This window comes from Paenibacillus sp. FSL H7-0942 (assembly GCF_045040715.1).
GTDB lineage: Bacteria > Bacillota > Bacilli > Paenibacillales > Paenibacillaceae > Paenibacillus > Paenibacillus amylolyticus.
In genome coordinates, this window is record NZ_CP150279.1 from 2,638,489 (window position 1) to 2,659,497 (window position 21,009).

The 21,009-nt window shown below is 48.0% G+C and carries 20 protein-coding genes; 18 read left to right on the top strand and 2 right to left on the bottom strand.

Going from position 1 to position 21,009, the window contains the following annotated elements; translation table 11 throughout:
• Nucleotides 1-155: 155 nt before the first annotated feature.
• The 6 genes from MHI48_RS11960 (at nucleotide 156) to MHI48_RS11985 (ending at nucleotide 9,010) form a co-directional block, all read left to right on the top strand.
• On the top strand, nucleotides 156-2,231 hold the full coding sequence (locus MHI48_RS11960) for a membrane protein (protein WP_036609196.1): 2,076 nt from the start codon (nucleotides 156-158) through the stop codon (nucleotides 2,229-2,231).
• 32 nt (nucleotides 2,232-2,263) lie between these two features.
• The gene (locus tag MHI48_RS11965) at nucleotides 2,264-3,016 is read left to right on the top strand and encodes a vWA domain-containing protein (RefSeq protein ID WP_017689069.1); all 753 of its coding nucleotides are present in this window, start codon (nucleotides 2,264-2,266) and stop codon (nucleotides 3,014-3,016) included.
• Nucleotides 3,017-3,026: 10 nt separating this feature from the next.
• Nucleotides 3,027-3,869: a protein phosphatase 2C domain-containing protein gene (locus MHI48_RS11970; RefSeq protein ID WP_036609194.1), complete on the top strand. Its 843-nt coding sequence runs from the start codon at nucleotides 3,027-3,029 to the stop codon at nucleotides 3,867-3,869.
• Nucleotides 3,870-4,058: 189 nt separating this feature from the next.
• Nucleotides 4,059-4,865, top strand: a complete 807-nt coding sequence (locus tag MHI48_RS11975; protein ID WP_017689067.1) for an SDR family NAD(P)-dependent oxidoreductase — start codon at nucleotides 4,059-4,061, stop codon at nucleotides 4,863-4,865.
• Nucleotides 4,866-5,013: 148 nt separating this feature from the next.
• On the top strand, nucleotides 5,014-7,533 hold the full coding sequence (gene hrpB / locus MHI48_RS11980; RefSeq protein ID WP_405144042.1) for an ATP-dependent helicase HrpB: 2,520 nt from the start codon (nucleotides 5,014-5,016) through the stop codon (nucleotides 7,531-7,533).
• 871 nt (nucleotides 7,534-8,404) lie between these two features.
• Complete coding sequence (locus tag MHI48_RS11985; RefSeq protein ID WP_017689064.1) at nucleotides 8,405-9,010, top strand: general stress protein; 606 nt, start codon at nucleotides 8,405-8,407, stop codon at nucleotides 9,008-9,010.
• Between the two features lie 176 nt (nucleotides 9,011-9,186).
• On the opposite strand, the gene MHI48_RS11990 is transcribed toward MHI48_RS11985, so the two are convergent.
• Nucleotides 9,187-9,579 (bottom strand): YidH family protein, encoded by a 393-nt coding sequence (locus tag MHI48_RS11990; RefSeq protein ID WP_289392078.1) that lies wholly within the window; start codon nucleotides 9,577-9,579, stop codon nucleotides 9,187-9,189.
• 72 nt (nucleotides 9,580-9,651) lie between these two features.
• On the opposite strand from MHI48_RS11990, the gene MHI48_RS11995 reads away from it, so the two are divergent.
• The 7 genes from MHI48_RS11995 (at nucleotide 9,652) to MHI48_RS12025 (ending at nucleotide 16,077) form a co-directional block, all read left to right on the top strand.
• On the top strand, nucleotides 9,652-10,800 hold the full coding sequence (locus MHI48_RS11995) for an acyltransferase (RefSeq protein WP_405144045.1): 1,149 nt from the start codon (nucleotides 9,652-9,654) through the stop codon (nucleotides 10,798-10,800).
• A 514-nt stretch (nucleotides 10,801-11,314) separates the two neighbouring features.
• Nucleotides 11,315-11,689 carry a helix-turn-helix transcriptional regulator gene (locus tag MHI48_RS12000; protein ID WP_036609188.1) on the top strand — a complete coding sequence of 125 codons (375 nt, stop codon included), beginning with the start codon at nucleotides 11,315-11,317 and terminating at the stop codon, nucleotides 11,687-11,689.
• 2 nt (nucleotides 11,690-11,691) lie between these two features.
• Nucleotides 11,692-12,699 (top strand): Gfo/Idh/MocA family protein, encoded by a 1,008-nt coding sequence (locus MHI48_RS12005; protein WP_076318555.1) that lies wholly within the window; start codon nucleotides 11,692-11,694, stop codon nucleotides 12,697-12,699.
• A gap of 269 nt (nucleotides 12,700-12,968) precedes the next feature.
• On the top strand, nucleotides 12,969-13,409 hold the full coding sequence (locus MHI48_RS12010) for a ribonuclease (RefSeq protein ID WP_076318556.1): 441 nt from the start codon (nucleotides 12,969-12,971) through the stop codon (nucleotides 13,407-13,409).
• A 14-nt stretch (nucleotides 13,410-13,423) separates the two neighbouring features.
• The gene (locus MHI48_RS12015) at nucleotides 13,424-13,699 is read left to right on the top strand and encodes a barstar family protein (RefSeq protein WP_340390152.1); all 276 of its coding nucleotides are present in this window, start codon (nucleotides 13,424-13,426) and stop codon (nucleotides 13,697-13,699) included.
• Nucleotides 13,700-13,961: 262 nt separating this feature from the next.
• A complete protein-coding gene (locus MHI48_RS12020) occupies nucleotides 13,962-15,251 on the top strand; it encodes an MFS transporter (RefSeq protein WP_405144048.1) in 1,290 nt (429 codons plus the stop codon).
• Between the two features lie 133 nt (nucleotides 15,252-15,384).
• Nucleotides 15,385-16,077, top strand: a complete 693-nt coding sequence (locus tag MHI48_RS12025) for an ArsR/SmtB family transcription factor (RefSeq protein WP_405144050.1) — start codon at nucleotides 15,385-15,387, stop codon at nucleotides 16,075-16,077.
• 189 nt (nucleotides 16,078-16,266) lie between these two features.
• Here the strand turns inward: MHI48_RS12025 and MHI48_RS12030 are convergent, their stop codons facing one another.
• A complete protein-coding gene (locus tag MHI48_RS12030; protein ID WP_036609176.1) occupies nucleotides 16,267-16,833 on the bottom strand; it encodes a TraR/DksA C4-type zinc finger protein in 567 nt (188 codons plus the stop codon).
• A gap of 199 nt (nucleotides 16,834-17,032) precedes the next feature.
• Here MHI48_RS12030 and MHI48_RS12035 point away from each other — a divergent pair, with 199 nt between their 5' ends.
• From MHI48_RS12035 to MHI48_RS12055, 5 genes are all read left to right on the top strand, one after another.
• Nucleotides 17,033-17,410: a DivIVA domain-containing protein gene (locus MHI48_RS12035; protein WP_017689054.1), complete on the top strand. Its 378-nt coding sequence runs from the start codon at nucleotides 17,033-17,035 to the stop codon at nucleotides 17,408-17,410.
• Nucleotides 17,411-17,452: 42 nt separating this feature from the next.
• Nucleotides 17,453-17,887 (top strand): Rrf2 family transcriptional regulator, encoded by a 435-nt coding sequence (locus tag MHI48_RS12040; RefSeq protein ID WP_405144052.1) that lies wholly within the window; start codon nucleotides 17,453-17,455, stop codon nucleotides 17,885-17,887.
• Nucleotides 17,888-17,921: 34 nt separating this feature from the next.
• Entirely contained in the window at nucleotides 17,922-18,419 is a 498-nt protein-coding gene (locus MHI48_RS12045; RefSeq protein WP_047842548.1) for a metallophosphoesterase, read from the top strand.
• 341 nt (nucleotides 18,420-18,760) lie between these two features.
• Nucleotides 18,761-19,675, top strand: a complete 915-nt coding sequence (locus MHI48_RS12050) for a sugar phosphate isomerase/epimerase family protein (RefSeq protein ID WP_405144635.1) — start codon at nucleotides 18,761-18,763, stop codon at nucleotides 19,673-19,675.
• Nucleotides 19,672-20,844: a Gfo/Idh/MocA family protein gene (locus tag MHI48_RS12055; protein ID WP_405144054.1), complete on the top strand. Its 1,173-nt coding sequence runs from the start codon at nucleotides 19,672-19,674 to the stop codon at nucleotides 20,842-20,844. Before MHI48_RS12050 ends, MHI48_RS12055 begins: the two co-directional genes overlap by 4 nt.
• Nucleotides 20,845-21,009 lie beyond the last annotated feature (165 nt).

Sequence of the window (21,009 nt, forward strand, 5' to 3'; positions counted from 1 at the left end):
GCTTTACATAGATCAGGCCGATGTGAAGTCTGAATTCGTCCTGAATTATAGGTGGATAGCAAGCTGAAGATGTACAACTACAGCAAAAACCGGGCGTTTTCACAACACCCGGTTTTTGTTGCAACTATGACACTAGGACAGAGAGAGGGATAAGCATGTCTTTTCAACCAAATCCCGGGGATGAAGTGGTGATTAACGACATTGCCTATACGATTGGGCAACATCCGGCTGCGCCGGGTCTGGCTTATGCCCAAGCCGGGAGGCAGGGGATTGTTTATCAGTTGTTACCCCGAAATGGTTCCATTCATGGGGCTAAAGCACTAAAAGTATTTTTTCCTAAATTCCGTATTCCGGCTATGGTATATCAGTCTGAGCATATGGAGTCTTATAGTGAACTGCCAGGTTTGCAGGTATGCAAGCGTGATGTGCTCACTCCGGAAAGAAACGGAGCGCTCATTGGAAAACATCCCGATCTGTTATATGCGGTGTTGATGCCATGGGTGCAAGGTCAGACCTGGTTCGATGTGATCAGTGATCAGAGACAGTTGACGGCTGAGGAGAGCCTGAAGCTGGCTAGAGCGCTTGCTGGAACAGGTTCGGCTATGGAACAACGTGGACTGGCTCATTGCGATATGTCCGCTCCCAATGTAATGATTCCGTTTTTTTCCGAAGTGGAGAACCTGGGGAAGATGTCTGCGGTAGAACTTGTGGATGTCGAGCAGATGTACGGTTCAAAGATGGATCGTCCGGATGCCCTGCTTGCCGGTTCACCCGGTTATGCAGCTCATCGAACAGTGCACAGCGGTTTGTGGAGTTCATATGCTGACCGATTTGCCGGAGCGGTTATCATTGCTGAAATGTTAAGTTGGTCCGACCCTGTGATTGTAGAGAAAGCGTGGGGCGAAAGTTATTTTGATCAGCATGAAATGCAAACGGTGAGTGAACGGTATTATGCCATGCGGGAGTCCCTTGAGAAGCGTTGGGGTTCCAAACTGTCCGATCTGTTCATTCGAGCTTGGGAAAGTCACGATCTGAGCAGTTGTCCAACGTTTGGTGAGTGGTATGTTGCATTGGCTGCGGTAGACGTGGATCAGGCCAATGCAGCGGCTGCTGTGACAGCGGAAGAAGAAGCTGCCAATTCGTCCGAAGCTGATGTGAATCTGAAAAAGAGCTCAGAACCAGTAAGTGAACCGGTGAATACGCAAGACGGGAACCGTCCTCAAACGCCGCACTCTCCCGATCAGGAAGCGGTTGTGAACCGTCTGTTCCTGCAAGCAAGAGCCCTGGAGGATGAAGATAAACCGGCTGCAGCACTGGAAGTGTACCGCTCGCTTTATCATTTTATTCCTCATAACAGCGCGATGCAGATGGAAGTCGAGGCTGCAATTAAGGAACTGGATGCAAAGCTTAATCCAAAAGAAGACACAGACAAACCTGTACCTGTGCCATTCTACAGATCCAAAAAGTTCATGATTTCCTCCGCTGTACTTATTGTATTGCTGGCAGGTGGCGTGCCAACGGTCAAAATACTCGCCGATCAGGCAGAGGTGAAACAGAAAGAACAGCAGGAAGCCACACGACTGGCAGATATCAAAGCTACGGAAGAGGCTGAAGCAGCAAAGGCAGCTGCGCTCAAACAGCAGGAAGAACAAGAGAAACAAAAGGCCGCAGATGCTGCAAAACTGGACGCGGAGGAAAAGAAAAAACTTGCTGAAGCCAAGCAGAAGGCAGCTGAAGCAAAGAAAAAAGAAGAAGAACGTAAGGCGTTACAGGCCAAGTACGACAAACAGGCGAAATATGAGGCCTTTCTGGTGAAGCAGGAACAGCAGAAGAAAGAAGCGGCTAAGAGAGCGGAGCAGGAAAAATACGATAAACAGGCGAAATATGAAGCTTATCTGGTCTGGAAAAAAGAGAATGATGCCAAGCTTGCAAAACAGGAAGCGGAGCGTAAAGCGGCAGCTGAAGTTAAACGTCAACAGGAGATTGCTCAGAAAGCAGCTCTGAAGAAAAAACGTGCTCAGAATGTGGTCACGCTGATTGCTCATTACAATAAAACGTATAACGCGCAAAAAGGCAGAAAAATTGAAAATGCGGAAGCATATGCCCGTGATTTCAAAAATCTTTACAATACCGATGCTTCCTATTTCAAAGGTGTTGGCAAAGTAGCCGCTCGAATGAGTGCCATTAACAAATTCCTGAGCAACAACAGTTACAAGTTGCCCAACTTATAAATAACGTGAATGATGGAGGTGACTCACCCTAGATGAACTACACGATTCAAGCATCACAGCGTACACCTGCACTTATTATATATTTAATTGATATTAGCGCCTCCATGAATATGGTTCTGGAAAATCGTCGACGGATTGATGTCGTCTATGATGCCTTATCTCTCGCGATCCGCCAAATGGTGTTTCGGTCTACCAAGGGAAATCGTCTGACACCTCGCTATCGTATAGCCATATTGGCTTACAGCGATGATGTATATGACTTGTTGAACGGAATCAAAGGAATTGACGAGATCGCTGCCGTTGGTTCTTTGCCTGACCTGACACCGAGACGGTTTTCAGATTCTGCGAAGGCTTTCCTGCAGGCGGAAAAGATTCTACAGGCCGAAATTCCGAATATGCAGGATTGTCCTGCGCCACTTGTATGCCACATGACCGACGGGGTGGCTACAGGTGAAGATCCCGAGCCGATTGCCAAAAGAATCATGGGCATGAGTGTGCCGGACGGCAATGTGTTGGTCGAGAATATTTTTATATCGGATCATCTGCTGGAAGGGCCAATTGCTGAACCTCGAAGATGGAAGGGAATCTCTTCGGAAACGAATCTACAGGATGAGCATGGAGAGAAGCTGCGGAATATGTCATCCGTTCTGCCCGAAAGTTATCGGGAAATGCTTGTTGAAGCTGATTATTTGCTTGCACCCGGTGCACTCATGATGCTGCCAGGTACATGTGCAGAATTGGTATCAATCGGGTTCCAGATGTCCGCTGCTACGCCTGTGAGATAGGAGGGGAATCATGAGAGCGATGCGTTTGGCAACATTGTCTGCTGGAGATAAGGGGGGCCATGCTGAGCAACGGCATGGCAACTTTCGCTATGTGAGTGTACAGACCGGGGAACAGCCGCTAACTCGCTATCAAGGCACATTCAAGTGCAGATATGGTTATGGCAGAGCGGCTGAGACGGTACATCAGGGAGATACCGGACAGGACTTTGCTGCGGTACGTATGAAAGGGAATATCTGCAATTTTGTTTTGTGTGATGGCGTAGGCATGAGTTACCTGGGCGATTTTGCAGCGCGTTTTCTAGGGAATGCTCTGTTGGATTGGTTGGAAACGACGCAACACACAACGGTAGAGGGTGTTGAGCGTCTTCTCCATGATCTTACCCTTCCCGCATCGGAGCAATTGGAGAAATTACAGCCACTGGAAAGTTCCCCTTTGTTGCTGCGTGAAGTGTTGATGGAAAAGCGAAGTCGGGGCAGTCAGGCCATGTATGTGTGTGGGCGGATCGAGCTCACGGGAGGCGGCCGCAAAAGCCGGGTATGGCTTGCATGGCAAGGAGATTCCCGTATTCGCCTGTGGCGTAATGGTCAGGAACAGTCTGAATTATTTCAGACTCACTGCAAGACAAATGAGCGTTGGTCTACACTTGAAGGACCAGTTGGTGGTAAGCCGCACATCTGCGAGATGAAAGGGTCCGCAGGAGATTCACTGCGTCTTCAGTTATATACGGATGGACTGAACGATCTGGATGCCATTCAAGCCTATGTCCCGGATGAACACATTCAGGTATTGCTGGATGCGACACATACCGGCGGTCTTGAAGATGATGCCGCTTTCATTGAGCTGGAATGGTGAGTGCGGGATATCAAGTTGTGGATCTATCCGGATGAAGCTGTGACAGCGGCGAAGATCAACTGTGAAAAAACTTGTTGGTGTTGATTTAAAAGACACTCTTTTTGGGTAATCTTGTGAAGAATTGGCTTTCACGATGAGTATGAACGTACATTCTTACATAATTGCTAAAATGAAGGAGTGGAATGGATAATGACACAACATAACGGCAAGTCACGGTTCCAAGGCAAGGTTGCGATTATTACCGGAGCAGGCTCCGGAATTGGGAAGGCCACTGCGGTCAAGCTGGCTAAAGAGGGTGCACATGTTGCATTGTTTGATCTGGTGAATGATCGGATCTCGGAAACGGAAGCAGAGATTAATGCGCTGCACCCCGGTGCGGCAAGAGCATTTGATGTAGACATTTCCGACCCGGCACGTGTGGAAAAGGCTGTACTGGAAACCGTTGAGTTATTCGGCGGTTTGGATATTGTTTTTGCCAATGCGGGCATTAACGGTGTATCGGCACCCATTGAGGAAATTCAGGTTGAAGATTGGCAACAGATTATTACGACCAACCTGAATGGTACGTTTTTCACGATTAAATATGCATTGCCTCACGTGAAAAAACGGGGTGGCGGCAGTATTATCATTACGAGTTCCATCAACGGCAATCAACGCTTCTCAAGCTTTGGCATGTCGGCGTACAGCACGTCCAAGGCAGGACAGGTTGCTTTTGCGAAGATGGCTGCGCTTGAGCTGGCGAAGTTCAAGATACGTGTAAACGTGATCTGCCCAGGAGCGATTGCGACAAATATCGATCAAAGTACGGTCAAAACGGATGATCTACAGCAGATCATTATTCCGATGGAGTTCCCGGAAGGACAGCAACCACTTGCGGACGGGCCGGGTCAACCGGAACATGTTGCCGATCTGGTAAGTTTCCTCGCATCGTCCGAATCCAGACATATTACCGGAGCAGAGATCGTCATTGACGGTGCCGAGTCATTGCTCAGCTAAGTGAGTATTCTGGATACATTTCTACTTAGGTGTGTCTTAGGGTGTGTCTGCGATAGTCGTTCCTCTGGAACGGCTTTTTTTGTTATAATGCTAACATTCGAATAGAGATACTGAAGAGCAGTAGGGTACATTCATTAGGAGCGATTATATGCATATAGAGTTACCGATACAAGAGATTATTCCTGAGTTAAGACAGTTATTTCGGGATCAAGATACAGGTGTGTTAATTGCAGAGCCAGGAGCGGGAAAAACGACGGTTGTACCGCTGGCTTTGCTGGAGGAGCCGTGGGTTGCGGGACGGAAAATCATTATGCTGGAACCCCGAAGGCTGGCCGCGCGTTCAGCGGCATCGAGACTGGCGGCTACGCTTGGAGAAAAAGCGGGTCAGACCGTAGGATATCGTGTACGCATGGATACCCGGGTGAGTCAGGCGACGCGTATTGAAGTTGTGACGGAAGGGGTATTGACCCGGATGTTGCAACAGGACCAGGGGCTTGAGGATACGGCGATGATTATATTTGATGAATTCCATGAGCGGCATCTACATGGGGATTTGGGTCTGGCTCTAGCCTTGGAATCGCGAGCGATGTTACGTCCGGATCTGAAACTGTTGGTCATGTCGGCGACCCTTGATCCTGTTCCGGTCTGTGCATTGCTAGGTGAAGGCACAAAATCAATTCATTGTCCGGGCCGTACATTTCCTGTAGAAACACGTTACTTGCCTAGACCAGCAGCCATGCCACTGGAACAATTTACGGCTCAGACGGTGACCAAGGCATTAGCCGAACAGGAGGGGGACGTGCTTGTTTTCCTTCCTGGCGCAAGAGAGATACACCGTACAGAGCGGGAGTTATCGAATGGTTCTCTTCCTGGACATGTGAAAGTTCATTCCCTGTATGGCAGTATGCCGGTGGAACAACAGGATGAGGCCATACGGCCGGCGGCTGAGGGGTCGCGCAAAGTTGTGCTGTCCACTTCCATTGCGGAATCCAGTCTTACACTCGCTGGGGTTAAGATTGTGGTGGATGCAGGGCTGAGTCGTGCATCGGCATTTTCGCCGCGCACGGGCATGAGCCGGCTTGTCACTCTGCCGGTGTCCAAGGCGTCAGCCGATCAACGGCGGGGTCGTGCAGGGCGAATTGCCCCGGGGGTGTGTTACCGGCTATGGAGCGAAGAGGTTCACGGGGGACTGCCTGAGGCAGCTCGCCCGGAGATCACCTCCGCGGATCTTGCGCCGCTGGCGCTGGAGCTTGCCGTCTGGGGTGTCCAGTCCCCAGCAGAGCTGCAATGGCTGGACACCCCGCCTGACGCCGCCTACGGCCAGGCACAGGCGCTGCTGCGCCAGCTGGGCGGCCTGGACGACGCAGGCCGCATCACGCCCTTCGGGCGGCGGATGAACACGCTTGGTGTGCATCCGCGACTGGCCAGCATGTTGCTCCGCGCAGCGGAGCTTGGGCTGGCCAGCTACGCCAGCATGCTGGCGGCACTGCTGCAGGAGCCTGCCGGCCTCCGCAGCAGTGGCAGTGCAGGCGCGGGCACGGACCTTCGCCCGCGCGTAGAAGCGCTGCTGACCGCGGACAGCAGCGGCATGCCGCAAGCGGCAGCGGCTGTCGCAGACGGCGCGGCCGTGCGGCGCATGCTCCAGGAGAGCCGCCAGCTACGCTCGGCGCTCGGCCCGGCGGCCGATCCGGTGCGGCCGGATGAGGACAGCTGCGGATTGCTGCTGTCCTTCGCCTATCCGGACCGGATCGGGCAACGCCGGGAGGACGGCCGCTATCTGCTGAGCAGCGGCCGCGGCGTACGGCTCGCAGCGACAGAATCGCTGAGCCGTTCAGCGTATCTGGTCGCAGCTGAGGCAGACGACCAGGGCGCAGATGCGCGCATCCTGCTGGCTGCGCCGCTGCAGGAGCAGACATTGGTGCAGGCAGGTCAGCACTTGCTGCACAATGAAGTGCAAGTGGCCTGGGATTCCAATACCCGCAGCGTGCGGGCACATAAGAGACTTCGTATTGGAGCCCTTGTGATTAAAGAGAGCAGTATTGCACAGCCACCTGAAGATCAGGTGCTGGAAGCGCTGTTAACCGGAATACGAATGGAAGGGCTGGATTGCCTGCCTTGGACAAAAACATCCAGACAACTTGCGGACAGGCTGCGGTTCCTGCATCTCCATCTACCTGAGTGGCCTGACCTGATTGAAGATGATCTGACCGAAGAGTTGGCAGAACATCTTACCCCTTATCTGACAGGCATGCGTTCGGCAGCCGACCTGAAGAGATTGTCGATGCAGGATGTATTACTTGGTGGATTGAGCTGGACGCAACGACAACAACTGGACGATGAAGCGCCGACGCATATACAGGTGCCCAGTGGCTCACGTATTCCTGTGGACTACAGTCGTCCAGAGGACCCGGCGCTGGCAGTAAGATTACAGGAGATGTTTGGACAACAGGAGACACCGCGTATAGCGGGTGGGCGAGTCCCGTTGACCATCCACTTGTTATCACCGGCTCAGCGACCTGTACAGGTTACACGAGACTTGGCCAATTTCTGGCGAGAGACGTACTTTGACGTCAAAAAAGACCTGAAAGGTCGTTATCCGAAGCACTACTGGCCGGATAATCCACTTGAAGCGGTCGCCACAAATCGGGCCAAACCACGGGGGAAATAGATGAATTATTTCATTTTTAAAGACATCAACGATTTGGCTCCCAAAGGGCGCTCTTCATCAGGGTTAGACTCTGCTGAACAACAGTCAGTTTTGTAGCTGATCGAATCATTCTCTGTCTTAAAGAATCACCCTTTAACCAGGACGTGTCTCCAAACTCGCTAACGTGCATCTTCTACTATCTTTTCGCTCCATGTTACGTCACTTTGCCTTTTCGTCCCATGCTGCGTCACTTTCCTTTGACGTGCCCCGGCACGCCTGCCGAAAACTTCCGGCATGGGACGAGAATTCGGCAAAATCTGCTTCTTTAGAGGTTGAAGGTACACCCCAGAGCGTATCTTCAAACCTGCCGAAGCCGAAGCGTAACTGCACGTGCCTGGGGAGCTGAACATGGAGCAGAACCATGGAGCGGAGCGCTAACGAACTTGTGACGTCTTATTCAGCGATTTGAAGCGCCCACAGTAACCTAAGGAATCTAAAACACGCTATATTTGAATAACCAGCCATTTACAACGGGTTTGTCAGGTGATTTTGGTAAATAACGTGTCTCATGTTCCTTACAAAATATAAGGAGGGCCCGAAGGATAAATAAGACGTCCTCGGTTCCTTAGAAAATTGCCTGGGACAATCCGCCAGGATCAGCCAGTCTGGACTTCAAGATATTCTGGACGCCGACGTCCTTCCACGTAAGAGTATGCCTGACAACGTATCACATACCTGAGTTTGAAGGCACACCTTGATGAGGATTAATAAGGAATGAACTTCAGCAATTTTTTACTATCAACACATAGTATATTGACTTGCAAACGTTTAAAAGAAACTTAGGCGGGTAATAACATAGCGAACCACTCAATAATATGAGGAGGGATTCACTATGCAGAAGAAAATCGTAGGTGTGTTTAATACAGAACGTGAAGCATCGCAGGCTATCGAGGGTTTGAAAGCACAAGGATTCACTTCAGACGAAATCTCCGTTGTTACACAGGATCGGGATGAACTGAAGGCAATTCGGGAAGAGACAGGTACCAAAGCCCCTGAAGGCGTGGCTGCGGGTGCAGCAACAGGTGGTGTCCTTGGTGGCGTAGCCGGTCTGCTCGCAGGTATCGGTGCACTAGCCATACCCGGCATAGGACCGATTCTGGCCGCAGGCCCTATCGCAGCAGCATTTACCGGTGCAGCTGTGGGTGCAGGAGCTGGCGGATTGGTGGGTGGACTTGTGGGTCTTGGTATTCCGGAAGAGGACGCTAAACAGTATGAGGAGTATGTACAGAATGGTAAAATCCTGCTGCTCGTAGATTCTACGGATCGGGACTCCGATGTGTACGATGTGTTCAGTGGCAACAGCCAGCTTAACCGAGACAGAGCCGAAGCAGCTCATCGCGGAGATGTGCCAGCCGAACGTCCGGATCTGGATATGGAAGAACGCAGATTGGAAGCCCAAAACAAGGCAGCGCGATTCGGTAACAATACATTCCTGTAATCTTGCCGCGAATTTAATCGATATGAAATAAACCCAAGGACTTATTATCTGCAAAATGGAATGACATATATGATCCACCAGATGGTCATTAGCCGGTTTCCTTAAGGGAAGCCGGCTTTTGTCCCTGTGTTGCATATAGGTGGGTGTCAATAATGTCGGATGGTGTTTTTACCCAGTCAAGCAGGGAATAACAATACATATAACAGTACAGCCAAAGCGAGTCCAATCACCAGTAACATCATGGTAAGAAACCGGATTAATCCGGTCGATGCCTGAAACGTCTGTTCATTGATTTGTGTACGCTTCCGATGATACGCTGCTGCCGAATACACAATGATGGATATGCCGCCAATCAGAGAAGTGATACCCGTAATAATCGCCGCAACATGTGCAAGTTGATCATACGCCGACGAATTGAAACCAAATCCGGCAGCAAGAAAGCCTATGCCCGCCATGGCAATACCCGTGCGCACCCAGGCCAGAAAAGTTCGCTCGTTAGCCAGATGTTGCTGGACATACTTGGAATCGGTAGTGGTTACGTCTTTGTCTGTTAAAGAAATGTGAATCAACTCCGTTCATTAAATATACGGCTTCATTGTACTTTGTTTTTATCGCAAAACCAAGAAAGGATGGCTGAATGTATGCCTCGCAAAGAACGAATTACAGAAATAGAGAGCTTAAGGGGAATTGCCTTTGGAGCGGTGGTTCTCCAGCATTCCATCGCACATTACTCATTGGTCCCGGAAACGAGACTGGAGGATGGCGTGTTACTGGCCATACTGCTGATGCTCTCCAAATTTGCAGTTCCTTTATTCATATTCATAACAGGTATGGTGCTGTTTTATAACACGGGAGACAAGCTGCATTACGGCAAGTTTATGAGAAAAAGAGTAAACGACGTGATCGTGCCTTACCTGATCTGGTCACTCATTTATTTTACACTTGCACCGCGAGGCTGGACCGGATTTGGATGGAATGACATCCCAGACCTGGGCCTGAAGTTGCTTACGGGCAAAACGACTTCACACTTTTGGTACATCATTATGTTGATTCAGTTTTATCTGTTATTTCCGCTCTTTTTGCGAGCCATTCGTTATGTATATAACCGATATGAGGCCAAGGGGCGCTTGATCGCATTATTGATTTCTGGTGTGGTGTATCTTGTACTTGCGGATCAATTAAGAAACATCGCCAAGTTCATGGAACGGGTGAATATCCCGGTGCTGACAGATGCATTTACAACGTATGCAGACCGTAATTTCCTTTATTTCTTTATTTATTTTGTACTTGGTGCAGCAGCGGGGTTATCTGTCCAGCACTGGAATGAATGGATTCATCGATTGCGCTGGATATACTGGACAGTGTTTATTGTTCTGGGTCTGCGGTTTACTTATTTATTAATGCTAGAGTTTCAGAAGCCGGAAGGAATCAAAATTACGTTCTACACGGTCAGCTTGATCCGCCCTGATATGGCACTCTTTCTGATCGCTTCCATTATGGTCATGTACCAGTTGGCCGGAAAACTTCATAACCTCAGGGCTACACGATTGCTGGGATGGATTGGTGGTGTATCGTATGGCGGTTATCTGATGCATATGTTGATGCTGCGGTATAGCTACATTCCGGATGAGTTGTTTTACGTTGCTATGGGCTGGAACCCTGTCGTTCGAATGATCATCACCTGGTTGTTGGCTCTTACATTATCCTGTGTAGTGACATGGCTTATCTCGCGTGTAAGCTGGGGCAAATGGATTGTGGGAACCGTACCGAAGTCTGTCCGCGATAAATGAATCCATCAACATATGAAAAATCCACAATAGATCACCACAGCCGCACAGAAGTGTACGGGAGTACGAGAGTATACGAACACAAGATACAGAGCACAGGTATTACAGCTTTTACAGCTTTTGCACAGACTTTCTTGTCATTAAAATTCGATCTCACGACACCCTGAGCCCTGAAATAAACAACTTTTGAATCAATTTCATAACTCACTAAAAATGAATTTCTGTAACTGGATATAGACAAATTGAACCGTTTCGATCGATATCCAGCCTTGATTGAAGCAGCTAAAGGTATTATGAAATTGATTCTTTTGAATATAAATTAAAATTTCATTACATGAAAAATTCACAAAAGTAAACCTTTTTCCGTGCTTCCCCCAGGTCAACGCGTATTCACACGATTTCTTGCTCGCCCTCCTTGAAGATAGATAAAAGGAAGGCAAAGCGGAGAAAGATGGCAGAACCCGAACATAAGTTTTATAATACTAGATATATAGGTTCTGACAGGAGGGGAAAGAACGTGGCTTTTATGATTGCACAGCGGGCATTTATCAAGCTGTATCTGATTACGATGGTTGAACAGCACAGGGGGTATGGTTACGAGATGCTGGAGGCGATGAAGCAGGAATTCAAAGACTACGGTTATGTACCACCCCAGAGCGAGGTATATCGGGCATTACATGAATTGGTACAACAGGGTGTATTTTATCGCACAAAGAAGCTGAAGGGCAATGATCCAAAGGTCGATTTTCAGGAAATCGTTTTATATCATTTTACGGATGATGGTGCGGAAAAAGCTGAGTTATACAAGAAACAGGTCAAAACGGATCTGGATCGTTGTCTCGGCATGTTACACAAGGCAGAAGAGGACAATTACGGTACGAAAGGAAGATGAGCATGAACAGACAGTTACAGTGGGGTGTACTCGGTACGTCAACCATTGCCAAAAATGCAGTCATTCCGGCGATCCAGCAGTCTGAACGTGGTGAGGTGTTGGCGATCGCCAGCCGCAGCAAAGAAAAAGCGGAAACCCTTGCCGAAGAACTCGGCATTGCCAGATCGTATGGCAGTTATGAAGAGCTCATCGCTGATCCGGACATTGAAGCCGTCTATATTCCTTTGCCTAACCATATGCACAAAGAATGGACCATCAAAGCGGCACAGGCTGGCAAACACGTGTTGTGTGAGAAACCGGCTGCCTTGAATGCAGATGAATCGGCAGAAATGATCGAGGTATGTCATCAGCATGGTGTTCTTTTTGCAGAAGCGATTATGTATCGATATCATCCCAAGCACAGACGTGTGCAAGAGATTATAGCTAGTGGAGAGATTGGCATCGTCAGAGCCATCCATGGTAATTTTACCTGTAATACCGCTGATGACAAGGAGAATGTAAGGTTCAAAAGAGAGATGGGCGGCGGATCATTATTCGATCTTGGCGTGTATCCGATCTCGGCGGCCCGGATGTATCTGGGACAGGAACCGGAAGCGGTGACAGTTCACGCTCTATTCTCGGACGAGCATGATGGCGTGGATATGATGGCGTCGGGACTGGTAGAGTTTCCGAATTCGGTAGCTTTAACTTTTGACTGTGGCATGTGGGCTTCAGGTCGAGCGGAGATGGAGATTCTCGGGACGGAAGGGCGGATTGAACTGCCAAAAGTATTTGGCTGGGAGAACAGCGATATTCCACCTCAGATTATTGTGCACACCGATTCGGTCAGCCGTGAGGAACGTGTATCCGTGTCGAATTCCTATGTGCTTCAGGTGGAGACGTTTGCAACGGCTGTGCTTGAAGGAGAGGCCTTACCTTTCAGTCCGGAAAATACCATTCAAAACATGCGCGTTATTGATGCATGCCTGGAATCGGCTCGAACTCGTCAACGTGTGCAATTGATCGATTAGATTAGGTCAAATCAGTTTAAACATACTAGAAAAGTAGACTCCATCTTCAGGGATGAGAGTCTTTTTTTCTGTCTTAAAATGTTACAATTATAATATTTTACAATTTAAACGTCTTCATTTGATATTTCTACCAAAATGATGTGATATAAATAGTCATGAGATGACTTGTTTACTATAATCTAGCAGAACATACAACTAGACTGTTACAGCTTGCAGAACGCATATCGTGACAACGTTCATCTACTTTGAGGGATCGGGAGGCCGGATTGATGAAAAAGTTGATATCCACCGCATTACTGGCATTGTTGTTAACGTTTGTTTTCCTCACAGGTTCACAGTTCACTCCAGTCGGACAGCAGAAGGCATCTGCTGCAACATGTACCATCATCAATACGTTTACGGGTGTAGCAAATTATTTGAGTGCAAACGGAACGTTGCCATGTAACTTTATTACCAAATCACAGGCAACAGGACTTGGCTGGGTAGCGTCAAAAGGAAACTTGGCTGTAGTTGCTCCTGGCAAAAGCATCGGTGGGGATACATTTGGCAATCGGGAGGGGCTTCTGCCTTCGGCCAGCGGACGTACATGGCGCGAAGCGGATATTAACTATACTTCCGGCTTCCGTAATTCGGATCGGATTGTGTACTCCAATGATGGACTCATCTACAAAACGACAGATCACTATGCATCATTTACACGTTTGAAATAGAGGAAGGAGCAGCCATGAATACCGTGATTCTGGATGGAGAAGACTTTGCGAGTAGCGCTGAACTTCATCAACAATTAAAGGTTAAGCTGAAACTGCCGGATTTTTATGGCGGTAATCTCGATGCATTGTGGGATTGCCTGACGGGTACGATTGAACTTCCACTAGAGTTAAGATGGACCAACTACCGAATCAGCGAAGAACGACTGGGGAATGAAGCAGGCCGGGTACGTGATTTGATGTTGGAGGTACAGGCTGAACAGGTTGGGTTTCAATTGCGTGTTGAGAAGTAGACAGCAAATAAAGACAGTTCAAATACAATACGTCCAGCCGAGCAGACCACTTGTGGTCTGTTTTTTTGTGTTATAGGAGGTTGTTCAAAAAGGTTGTCCCAAAAGTCCCTGTGTTGATTACGAATTCTCTGAAAGAATAGCGGATTTTTTACTTTACTTACTTGTCGTTAAAATTATTTTCACGGAGGTATTGATTTCTGCATAACTTACGTTAAAATAAAATTAACATGAAAAATATTTTAACGTTGAGGAGTGAAAAGGGATGAGTGATAACACAGCAGTTGGTAAGCAAGGTATGGGTGAGTTAATACGAATCAGACCATACATGCAATTTATGCTTAGTAAAGTTGTATCCAGATTTGGTGATTCGATTGACTCGATTGCCTACAGTTGGATGGTTTACATTCTAACCGGTTCGAAAGTGTTGATGGGTACGTTGCTGGCGGTGAATTTTTTGCCCAATATCCTTCTGGGTCTGTTCGCCGGGGCTTTGGTTGATCGCATGTCTCCCAAGAAAGTGATTGTGATTACGAATACCGGTCGCGGGTTGTTGGTGGGTATTACAGCTCTGCTGTTTGGATTGGGCCAACTTGAAGTCTGGCATCTGTTTGTCATTACAATTCTGAATTCTTTGCTGGAATGCTTCACTAGTCCTGCAGAAGTGTCCAGTGTCCCCCGATTGCTTCCCCAATCGATGCTGCTTTCGGGTAATGCGATGTCCTCTTCCGCAACCAGAGTGGCCGAACTCGCAGGACTTGCAGTGGCTGGTGCCCTTATTGCTACAATAGGCATTGCCTGGACGATCCTGATTGATGCGGGGTTGTTTGCGCTAAGTGCTTTAATGATGAGCCGAGTAGGCTACCCTGAAGTCTCAACATCTGCTAACAATGAAGATAAAACATTAACTGAAATGAATTCTCTTTCATCCGACAAAAGTAGTATATTCTCCGAAATGGCGGAAGCTTTTCATTTTCTCCGTAAACATGCCTTATTGTTAATTGTCTCCATCCTGTTTGCCTTCGTTAATTTCTGCCTGATGCCGTTTAATGTTCTTCGTACACCCTATGTCATTGAAACGCTGCATGCTGGCGCTGGGGGATTAAGTCTGCTTAGTGGGCTGCTGGTGGGAGGTATGTTGCTCAGTGGTGTATGGTTGACACAAAGGGGAGCGAATTATCGTAAAAGTGTGCTGGTCATCAGCGGTATTGTCATGTTGGGTCTCAGTTATGCGATGACGGCACTACCCGCTTATATGACTTCCTTCCAACTGCCGGTTGCAGCGGCCTTTTGTCTACTGATGGGTATGGGGATTCCGCTGGCTACAACACCGCTGGCCACCTATCTTATGGAAGTGACCCCTTCGGAGATGCTGGGTAGAGTTTATGCCCTTCAGAGTATGCTCGTCTTGAGTGTTGCACCACTTGGCAGTCTGGTTTCGGGAGCACTTGCAGATTGGATGACCATGCCCGTTCTGTTTATCGTTTTCGGTATTATGCTTGCCATGTCAGCAGGTATGCTGTTATTTAGCAAAAGTTTTCGAAGTGCTCTGTGAAGATATTCAGAAGTGATCAATAGCCGATTTTCCGTATCATGTCATTTCTCGCTCGTTTTGACCGAAGTCCTGACGCAGCGGTATAATAGAGATATCGATGGACAACAGGTACCCCGGAAATGAGGATACAGGGATGGCGCACAAGGTTCTTTCAACAATTGAAGAAATTAAAATCTACTCCGATCCGTATCGGATACAGATTATGAATATGTTTAACAAGCAGGGCAGACCATCCACTGTCAAAGAGATCGCCGACCAGATGGGTGAGGTGCCAGCCAAAGTTCACTATCATGTAAAAAAGCTGGAGAAAATTGGTCTGCTGACCATCGTTTCTACACGTGAAATTAATGGGATTATCGCCAAATATTATGAACCATTCACCGGAGAGATCCATCTCCGTCACGAAGATGAAGACAAGGAAAACTCTCCATTGAAACAGGTGTTTCGGTCCGAGACGCTCAAATTATTAAATGAGATGTTCGAACAAAGTCGTCAGCGATTCATGCATCAGGCGGAAAACGAAGATCGGATGTTTCTCTCGGACATCACGCTGTATGCAACCCGTGAGGAAGTAGAGCAGCTGTATAAAAACATCATAAAACTCTGTGAACCCTATACTACAAAAGAGAATCGACAAGGGGAACATGAGGTCTTTCAGTTATTCTCTGCTCTCTCCAAACCTATAGTGAAAATACCTGCTTCTAAGACTAATGCAAAAGAGAAAAAGAAAGCTACGTCTGATAAAGGAAAATCAACTACGAAAAAATCTCGATCTGTGTCTAAGCAGCAGGAATCTGCATCATCTGGTAGTGAGTCGGAAGAATAAACCGATGGATTACATGGGTTTAGCGTTATCGCAGGAAGCAAGTAACGGCAAATGTGAGAGACTGCTATGGAGAAAACTAGAAAAAGCCGCCCAATGGCGGCTTTTTAATGCGTGATAAGGAAGGCTAATGGTGGAGCGGTCTATGGAATCAATCAATTTTGACGCTTAACGTTTCGGTTCATAACAAAGTTACATGTTCTCATCGTAGCCCTTCACATCACGTTTAGCTGCGGTTGCGGGGGAGTTGGATGTACCATATTCTTCGACCGCTTCCCAGGCATCTGCGTTGTCGAACTTGCCGGCCCGCTGCTGTCTTCCTTCTCCAGCACCACTCGGAGGCATGGTCATTACCTCTTCTTCAACGGGCCGATCGTTGCTGATCTCCCGATTAGGCGTGTCGTCAATACAGTAAGCGGTATAAGGGATAGCCTCAAGTCGTTCGAAGGGAATATCTTCTCCGCACGTTACACAGGTTCCATATGTACCTTGCTCCATACGTTCCAATGCGTCGTTCACTTGATTGAATTCGTCTGTTAATGTATCGTCGATCGCCAGATCACGGCTGCGTTCAAATGTTTCCGTACCGGCATCTGCCGGATGATTATCGTAGGAGGACAGCTCACCGGTTGAATCTTTCAGCGACTCGACTGGAGCACCGTCTTCCATGCTGGATTCAAAATGACGCTGCAAGTTTTCACGTTGCTCCAAAAGGGCGTTTTTCAGTATTTGATGTTGATCTTTAGTTAATGTACTCATAAGGACATGCTCCTTTCCCGTTGTGGGGTGTAGTGAGTCTTTACCCGAATTGGATGAAAAGCAATCATTTTCGTGAGGAATAGGGCTGTATCGTTTTATATCTGACGGATTATGTGTTATAAAAAATAGAGAGAGAAATTGCCGTGTGTTCTTCCCAAGAAATAGAACTACGGCTTGGCTTATAATGGAGGTTGTCAATATGGATGAACATATGAAACGAAGATTGGATAAACAAAGACAATTGTTCAAACAATTGGGTGTGCAGCTAGATGCGTTATCGATTCATGAAAAACAATTTAATTATAAACTTCGTGGTTATGATCCGGATGAGGTAGATGCTTATCTTGATCTGGTCATCAAAGATTACGAACGTTTCTATGCCAATATTGCAGATCTGATGGACAAATGGCAAGAACAGCAGTTAACGATCCGCGATCTCAAGTCGTCCGCGAAACCGGTGGAAGATCCAACCAAGATTGATCGCAAACAACTGGATGATATTGTGAAACAACTGGAATACAGTGTGCGACAGCTCAAGATCAGAGCACGTCCCGAAAAGGATCTGTTCTCTGAATAACGTCAGCATGTCCTGGATTATATTAAATAAAGGTGGTTAATCATGAGTACTCATTTTTCGGTCAGTGTGCATTGTTTGTTGTTATTGTCACTCAGCGCGCCTGAACGAATCACGTCTGCACATATTGCAGGTAGCGTGAATACCAACCCTGTCGTCGTCAGACGTATTCTGGGCGGGCTGAAAAAGGCGGGACTAGTGAACTCTTCTCCTGGAACAAGAGGCTTCTACTTAGCGAAGCCATCAAGTGAAATCACATTAGCCATGATCTATCAGGCTGCCAAGGACGAAGGTCCATTGTTCCCGATTCACGGCAATTGTAACCCGGATTGTGAAGTGGGCTTGCACATTGACAGCTTGCTGACCAATCTGTATCAGGTTGCCGAGGCGAAGGTGGAGCAGTTCTTTGCATCCATTACACTTGAAGATATGGAACGCTCTAGTTCCCAGATGCAAGCTGTTCCATCACAGACAGAATAGATTGTAATAAGACGAAGGAAAGGTGGGTTGTTATATGAAAATTGTAGTCATCTCCGACACGCATTGTTCACGTAAATCACGGAAGTTACCGACTAGGCTCCTGGATGTATTGCCGAGTGCCGATCTCATTCTTCATGCCGGCGACTGGTCGGATTGGAGTGTGTACCCATTGCTTAGTGAGTATGCACCAGTTGAAGGGGTAGCGGGTAATACAGACCCGTCCGAAATCGCTGAAAAACTGGGATATTCCCGTATTGTTGAAGTGGAAGGGCTTCGTCTGGGGCTAGTGCACGGTCATCTGGGATCAAAGGGTACGGAACAGAATGCAATTCATACCTTTGCAGGCCAGCATGTGGATGCTGTGATCTACGGACACTCACATATCCCGGTGATGCATACCGTGGACAACACGCTGGTATTTAATCCCGGGTCGCCTACGGATCGGCGTTTTCAGAAACAATACTCATTTGGCATCATGACAATAGAACAGGGGAAAATACAGGCTGAACACGTTTTCTTTGATCGGGATTAGAGAGATATGCGCTGGTTGCAAGTTGGACGAGTGCAAGAACCAGAACCAGCTACTGAAGTCTCGAATGGATAACGGACAGGGAACCTTTTCCTTAAATTTCATCTTATATATATGATTATTGTACAAGGCATCTTTGAGCAGATTTAAAATCTGTTCCAGGGATGTCTTTTTTGATTTTTGATCACATCATTCTCTTGGAAGTTATCTCTGAATGGGGAATGTGCTCTGTTCGTTATCTGTCATTCATCTGTTGGCGTTTTCCCCTATGGTGACGTTCAGTGGAGTGATACAATGCCTTTACGACATGAAATGAATACGTTTACATAAGGAGATGGATCATGATGAAACTGTCTGTATTCACGGTGGCTACCCCTGATCTGAATGCAGAAGAACTGGCATCGGCTGCGGCAGCAGCGGGAATTGATGGAATTGAGTGGAGATTCCGTGGAATTCCTGAAGATGCTATATCTGAAGAGCCTTCTTACTGGAGAAATAATCGATGCTCGGTAGATCCGAGCCGCTGGGAAGAACAGGTTACTGTTTTTCGTGAAGCAGCGTTAGGGCAGGGTAGAAAATCCATTGCACTTGTACCGTATCTGAACTGTGGAGATCTGTCTGCCACCAAGCAAGCGTTTCAGGCTGCGGCTGGTTTAGGAGCATCTATGATGCGTGTTGGTGTCCCTGGATATGATCGCAAGACCAGTTATCCTGAGTTGTATCGTAAAGCCGTTGATTACCTGAGCGAAGTACAGGATTTGGCCAAACAGTACAACATCAAGGCGATTGTAGAGACGCATCACCAAACGATTGCACCGACGGCATCGCTGGCCTATCGGCTTGTGCAATCGCTCGACCCGCAGCATGTGGGTGTATTGTACGATCCAGGCAATATGGTGCATGAAGGATATGAGAATCATCGGATGGGACTTGAGTTGCTGGGGCCTTATCTGGCTCATGTACATGTAAAAAATGCCGGGTGGTTTGAACCAGAAGGGAAAGATTCACAAAAGGCTAATGTGACTGAGAAGAGCAGCGGAGTGGCTCTGAATACAGCCTGGAAATGTCACTGGACGCCGCTGACTGAAGGCATGGTGGATTGGGTACAGATGGTGCGGGATCTTCGTGCCGTCGGGTATGACGGATATTACGGAATAGAGGACTTTAGTGGTGCCTTGGAATCCAAGGCGATGTTACAGCATTTTGCAGACGTTTTCGCCGAAATTGAGCGTCGTGTGGACGAGGAGGAGCAGTCATGAGTATCGTACGAGTAGCGGTGATTGGTATTGGAAACATGGGAGCAGCACATGCCAGAACGTTGGTGGCTGGAGAAGTACCCGGTGCAGAACTGGTTGCCGTATGTGATGTAAGAAGAGAGATGGAGAGCTGGGTATCCAGTCATCTTCCGGCAACGGTAACCTATTGGCAGGATGCTGAGCAGATGATGGCTTCGGGTACGATTGATGCAGTCATTATTGCAACGCCACATTATGATCATCCGGAACAAGCCATTCAGGCTTTCCAGCATGGCTTGCATGTCATGATCGAGAAGCCGGCCGGTGTATATACGAAACAGGTACGCAAGATGAATGAAGCGGCCGCAGCCAGCGGTAAAGTCTTTTCCATGATGTACAACCAGCGGACCAATCCACTCTATATTAAACTGAGAGACTTGATTGCTTCAGGGGAACTGGGAGAGGTACGGCGTACCAACTGGATTATTACGAACTGGTATCGATCCCAAAGTTACTATGATTCCGGCGGCTGGCGGGCAACATGGGCAGGTGAAGGGGGCGGTGTACTGATTAACCAGGACCCGCATCAACTGGATCTGTGGCAGTGGACCATCGGCATGATGCCGGTGCGAATGCGTGCTTTCTGTTCGTTTGGCAAGTATCGGAACATTGAAGTGGAAGATGATGTAACAGCTTATGTGGAGTATGAAAATGGAGCAACAGGTGTCTTCGTAACGACTACTGGAGAAGCACCGGGTACCAATCGATTCGAGGTCAACGGAGACCGGGGTAAAATCGTGATCGAAGATGGAAAACTTACGTTCTGGCGACTTCAGGAATCTGAGCCTGAATTCAATCAGCGGTTTACCGGAGGTTTTGGACAGCCAGAATGCTGGAAATGCGAGATTCCGATTACAGGTGTGGAAACGGGTCACCCGGGTCTGATTCGTAACTGGGTTGATGCGATTCGTACAGGCGTACCACTTATTGCTCCCGGTGAGGATGGTATACACGGATTGACGTTATCGAACGCTATGTTGCTGTCCACCTGGACGGATAACTGGGTGGATCTGCCGATCGATGAGGATCTGTTCTATGAGCATCTGCAGGAACGCATTGCTGGATCAACGACGAAGAAAGACAAGGCATTCAGTGGCAGTCAACCTGCTGATTTGAGTCAGACGTTTAAATAAAGGAGAAAACCTGAAAAAGCGAAGCGTTCGCCTAAAAGCTTTCTGGAAGAAAGCTACATCGGAAGCATACGCTTATCCCCGGATTTTCCCCTTTGGAAAAGGGAATCAAAAAATCTGGGGATAACAGCGATTGGAAGGTTATTCTGTCATCGTAGTGTCTGTGTG

Excerpts from the sequence above, each read along its gene's own strand:
- MHI48_RS11960 (WP_036609196.1), top strand. The coding sequence starts at position 156 with ATGTCTTTTCAACCAAATCCCGGGGATGAAGTGGTGATTAACGACATT.
- MHI48_RS11965 (WP_017689069.1), top strand. The coding sequence starts at position 2,264 with ATGAACTACACGATTCAAGCATCACAGCGTACACCTGCACTTATTATA.
- MHI48_RS11970 (WP_036609194.1), top strand. The coding sequence starts at position 3,027 with ATGAGAGCGATGCGTTTGGCAACATTGTCTGCTGGAGATAAGGGGGGC.
- MHI48_RS11975 (WP_017689067.1), top strand. The coding sequence starts at position 4,059 with ATGACACAACATAACGGCAAGTCACGGTTCCAAGGCAAGGTTGCGATT.
- hrpB (WP_405144042.1), top strand. The coding sequence starts at position 5,014 with ATGCATATAGAGTTACCGATACAAGAGATTATTCCTGAGTTAAGACAG.
- MHI48_RS11985 (WP_017689064.1), top strand. The coding sequence starts at position 8,405 with ATGCAGAAGAAAATCGTAGGTGTGTTTAATACAGAACGTGAAGCATCG.
- MHI48_RS11995 (WP_405144045.1), top strand. The coding sequence starts at position 9,652 with ATGCCTCGCAAAGAACGAATTACAGAAATAGAGAGCTTAAGGGGAATT.
- MHI48_RS12005 (WP_076318555.1), top strand. The coding sequence starts at position 11,692 with ATGAACAGACAGTTACAGTGGGGTGTACTCGGTACGTCAACCATTGCC.
- MHI48_RS12010 (WP_076318556.1), top strand. The coding sequence starts at position 12,969 with ATGAAAAAGTTGATATCCACCGCATTACTGGCATTGTTGTTAACGTTT.
- MHI48_RS12015 (WP_340390152.1), top strand. The coding sequence starts at position 13,424 with ATGAATACCGTGATTCTGGATGGAGAAGACTTTGCGAGTAGCGCTGAA.
- MHI48_RS12020 (WP_405144048.1), top strand. The coding sequence starts at position 13,962 with ATGAGTGATAACACAGCAGTTGGTAAGCAAGGTATGGGTGAGTTAATA.
- MHI48_RS12025 (WP_405144050.1), top strand. The coding sequence starts at position 15,385 with ATGGCGCACAAGGTTCTTTCAACAATTGAAGAAATTAAAATCTACTCC.
- MHI48_RS12030 (WP_036609176.1), bottom strand. The coding sequence starts at position 16,833 with ATGAGTACATTAACTAAAGATCAACATCAAATACTGAAAAACGCCCTT.
- MHI48_RS12035 (WP_017689054.1), top strand. The coding sequence starts at position 17,033 with ATGGATGAACATATGAAACGAAGATTGGATAAACAAAGACAATTGTTC.
- MHI48_RS12040 (WP_405144052.1), top strand. The coding sequence starts at position 17,453 with ATGAGTACTCATTTTTCGGTCAGTGTGCATTGTTTGTTGTTATTGTCA.
- MHI48_RS12045 (WP_047842548.1), top strand. The coding sequence starts at position 17,922 with ATGAAAATTGTAGTCATCTCCGACACGCATTGTTCACGTAAATCACGG.
- MHI48_RS12050 (WP_405144635.1), top strand. The coding sequence starts at position 18,761 with ATGAAACTGTCTGTATTCACGGTGGCTACCCCTGATCTGAATGCAGAA.
- MHI48_RS12055 (WP_405144054.1), top strand. The coding sequence starts at position 19,672 with ATGAGTATCGTACGAGTAGCGGTGATTGGTATTGGAAACATGGGAGCA.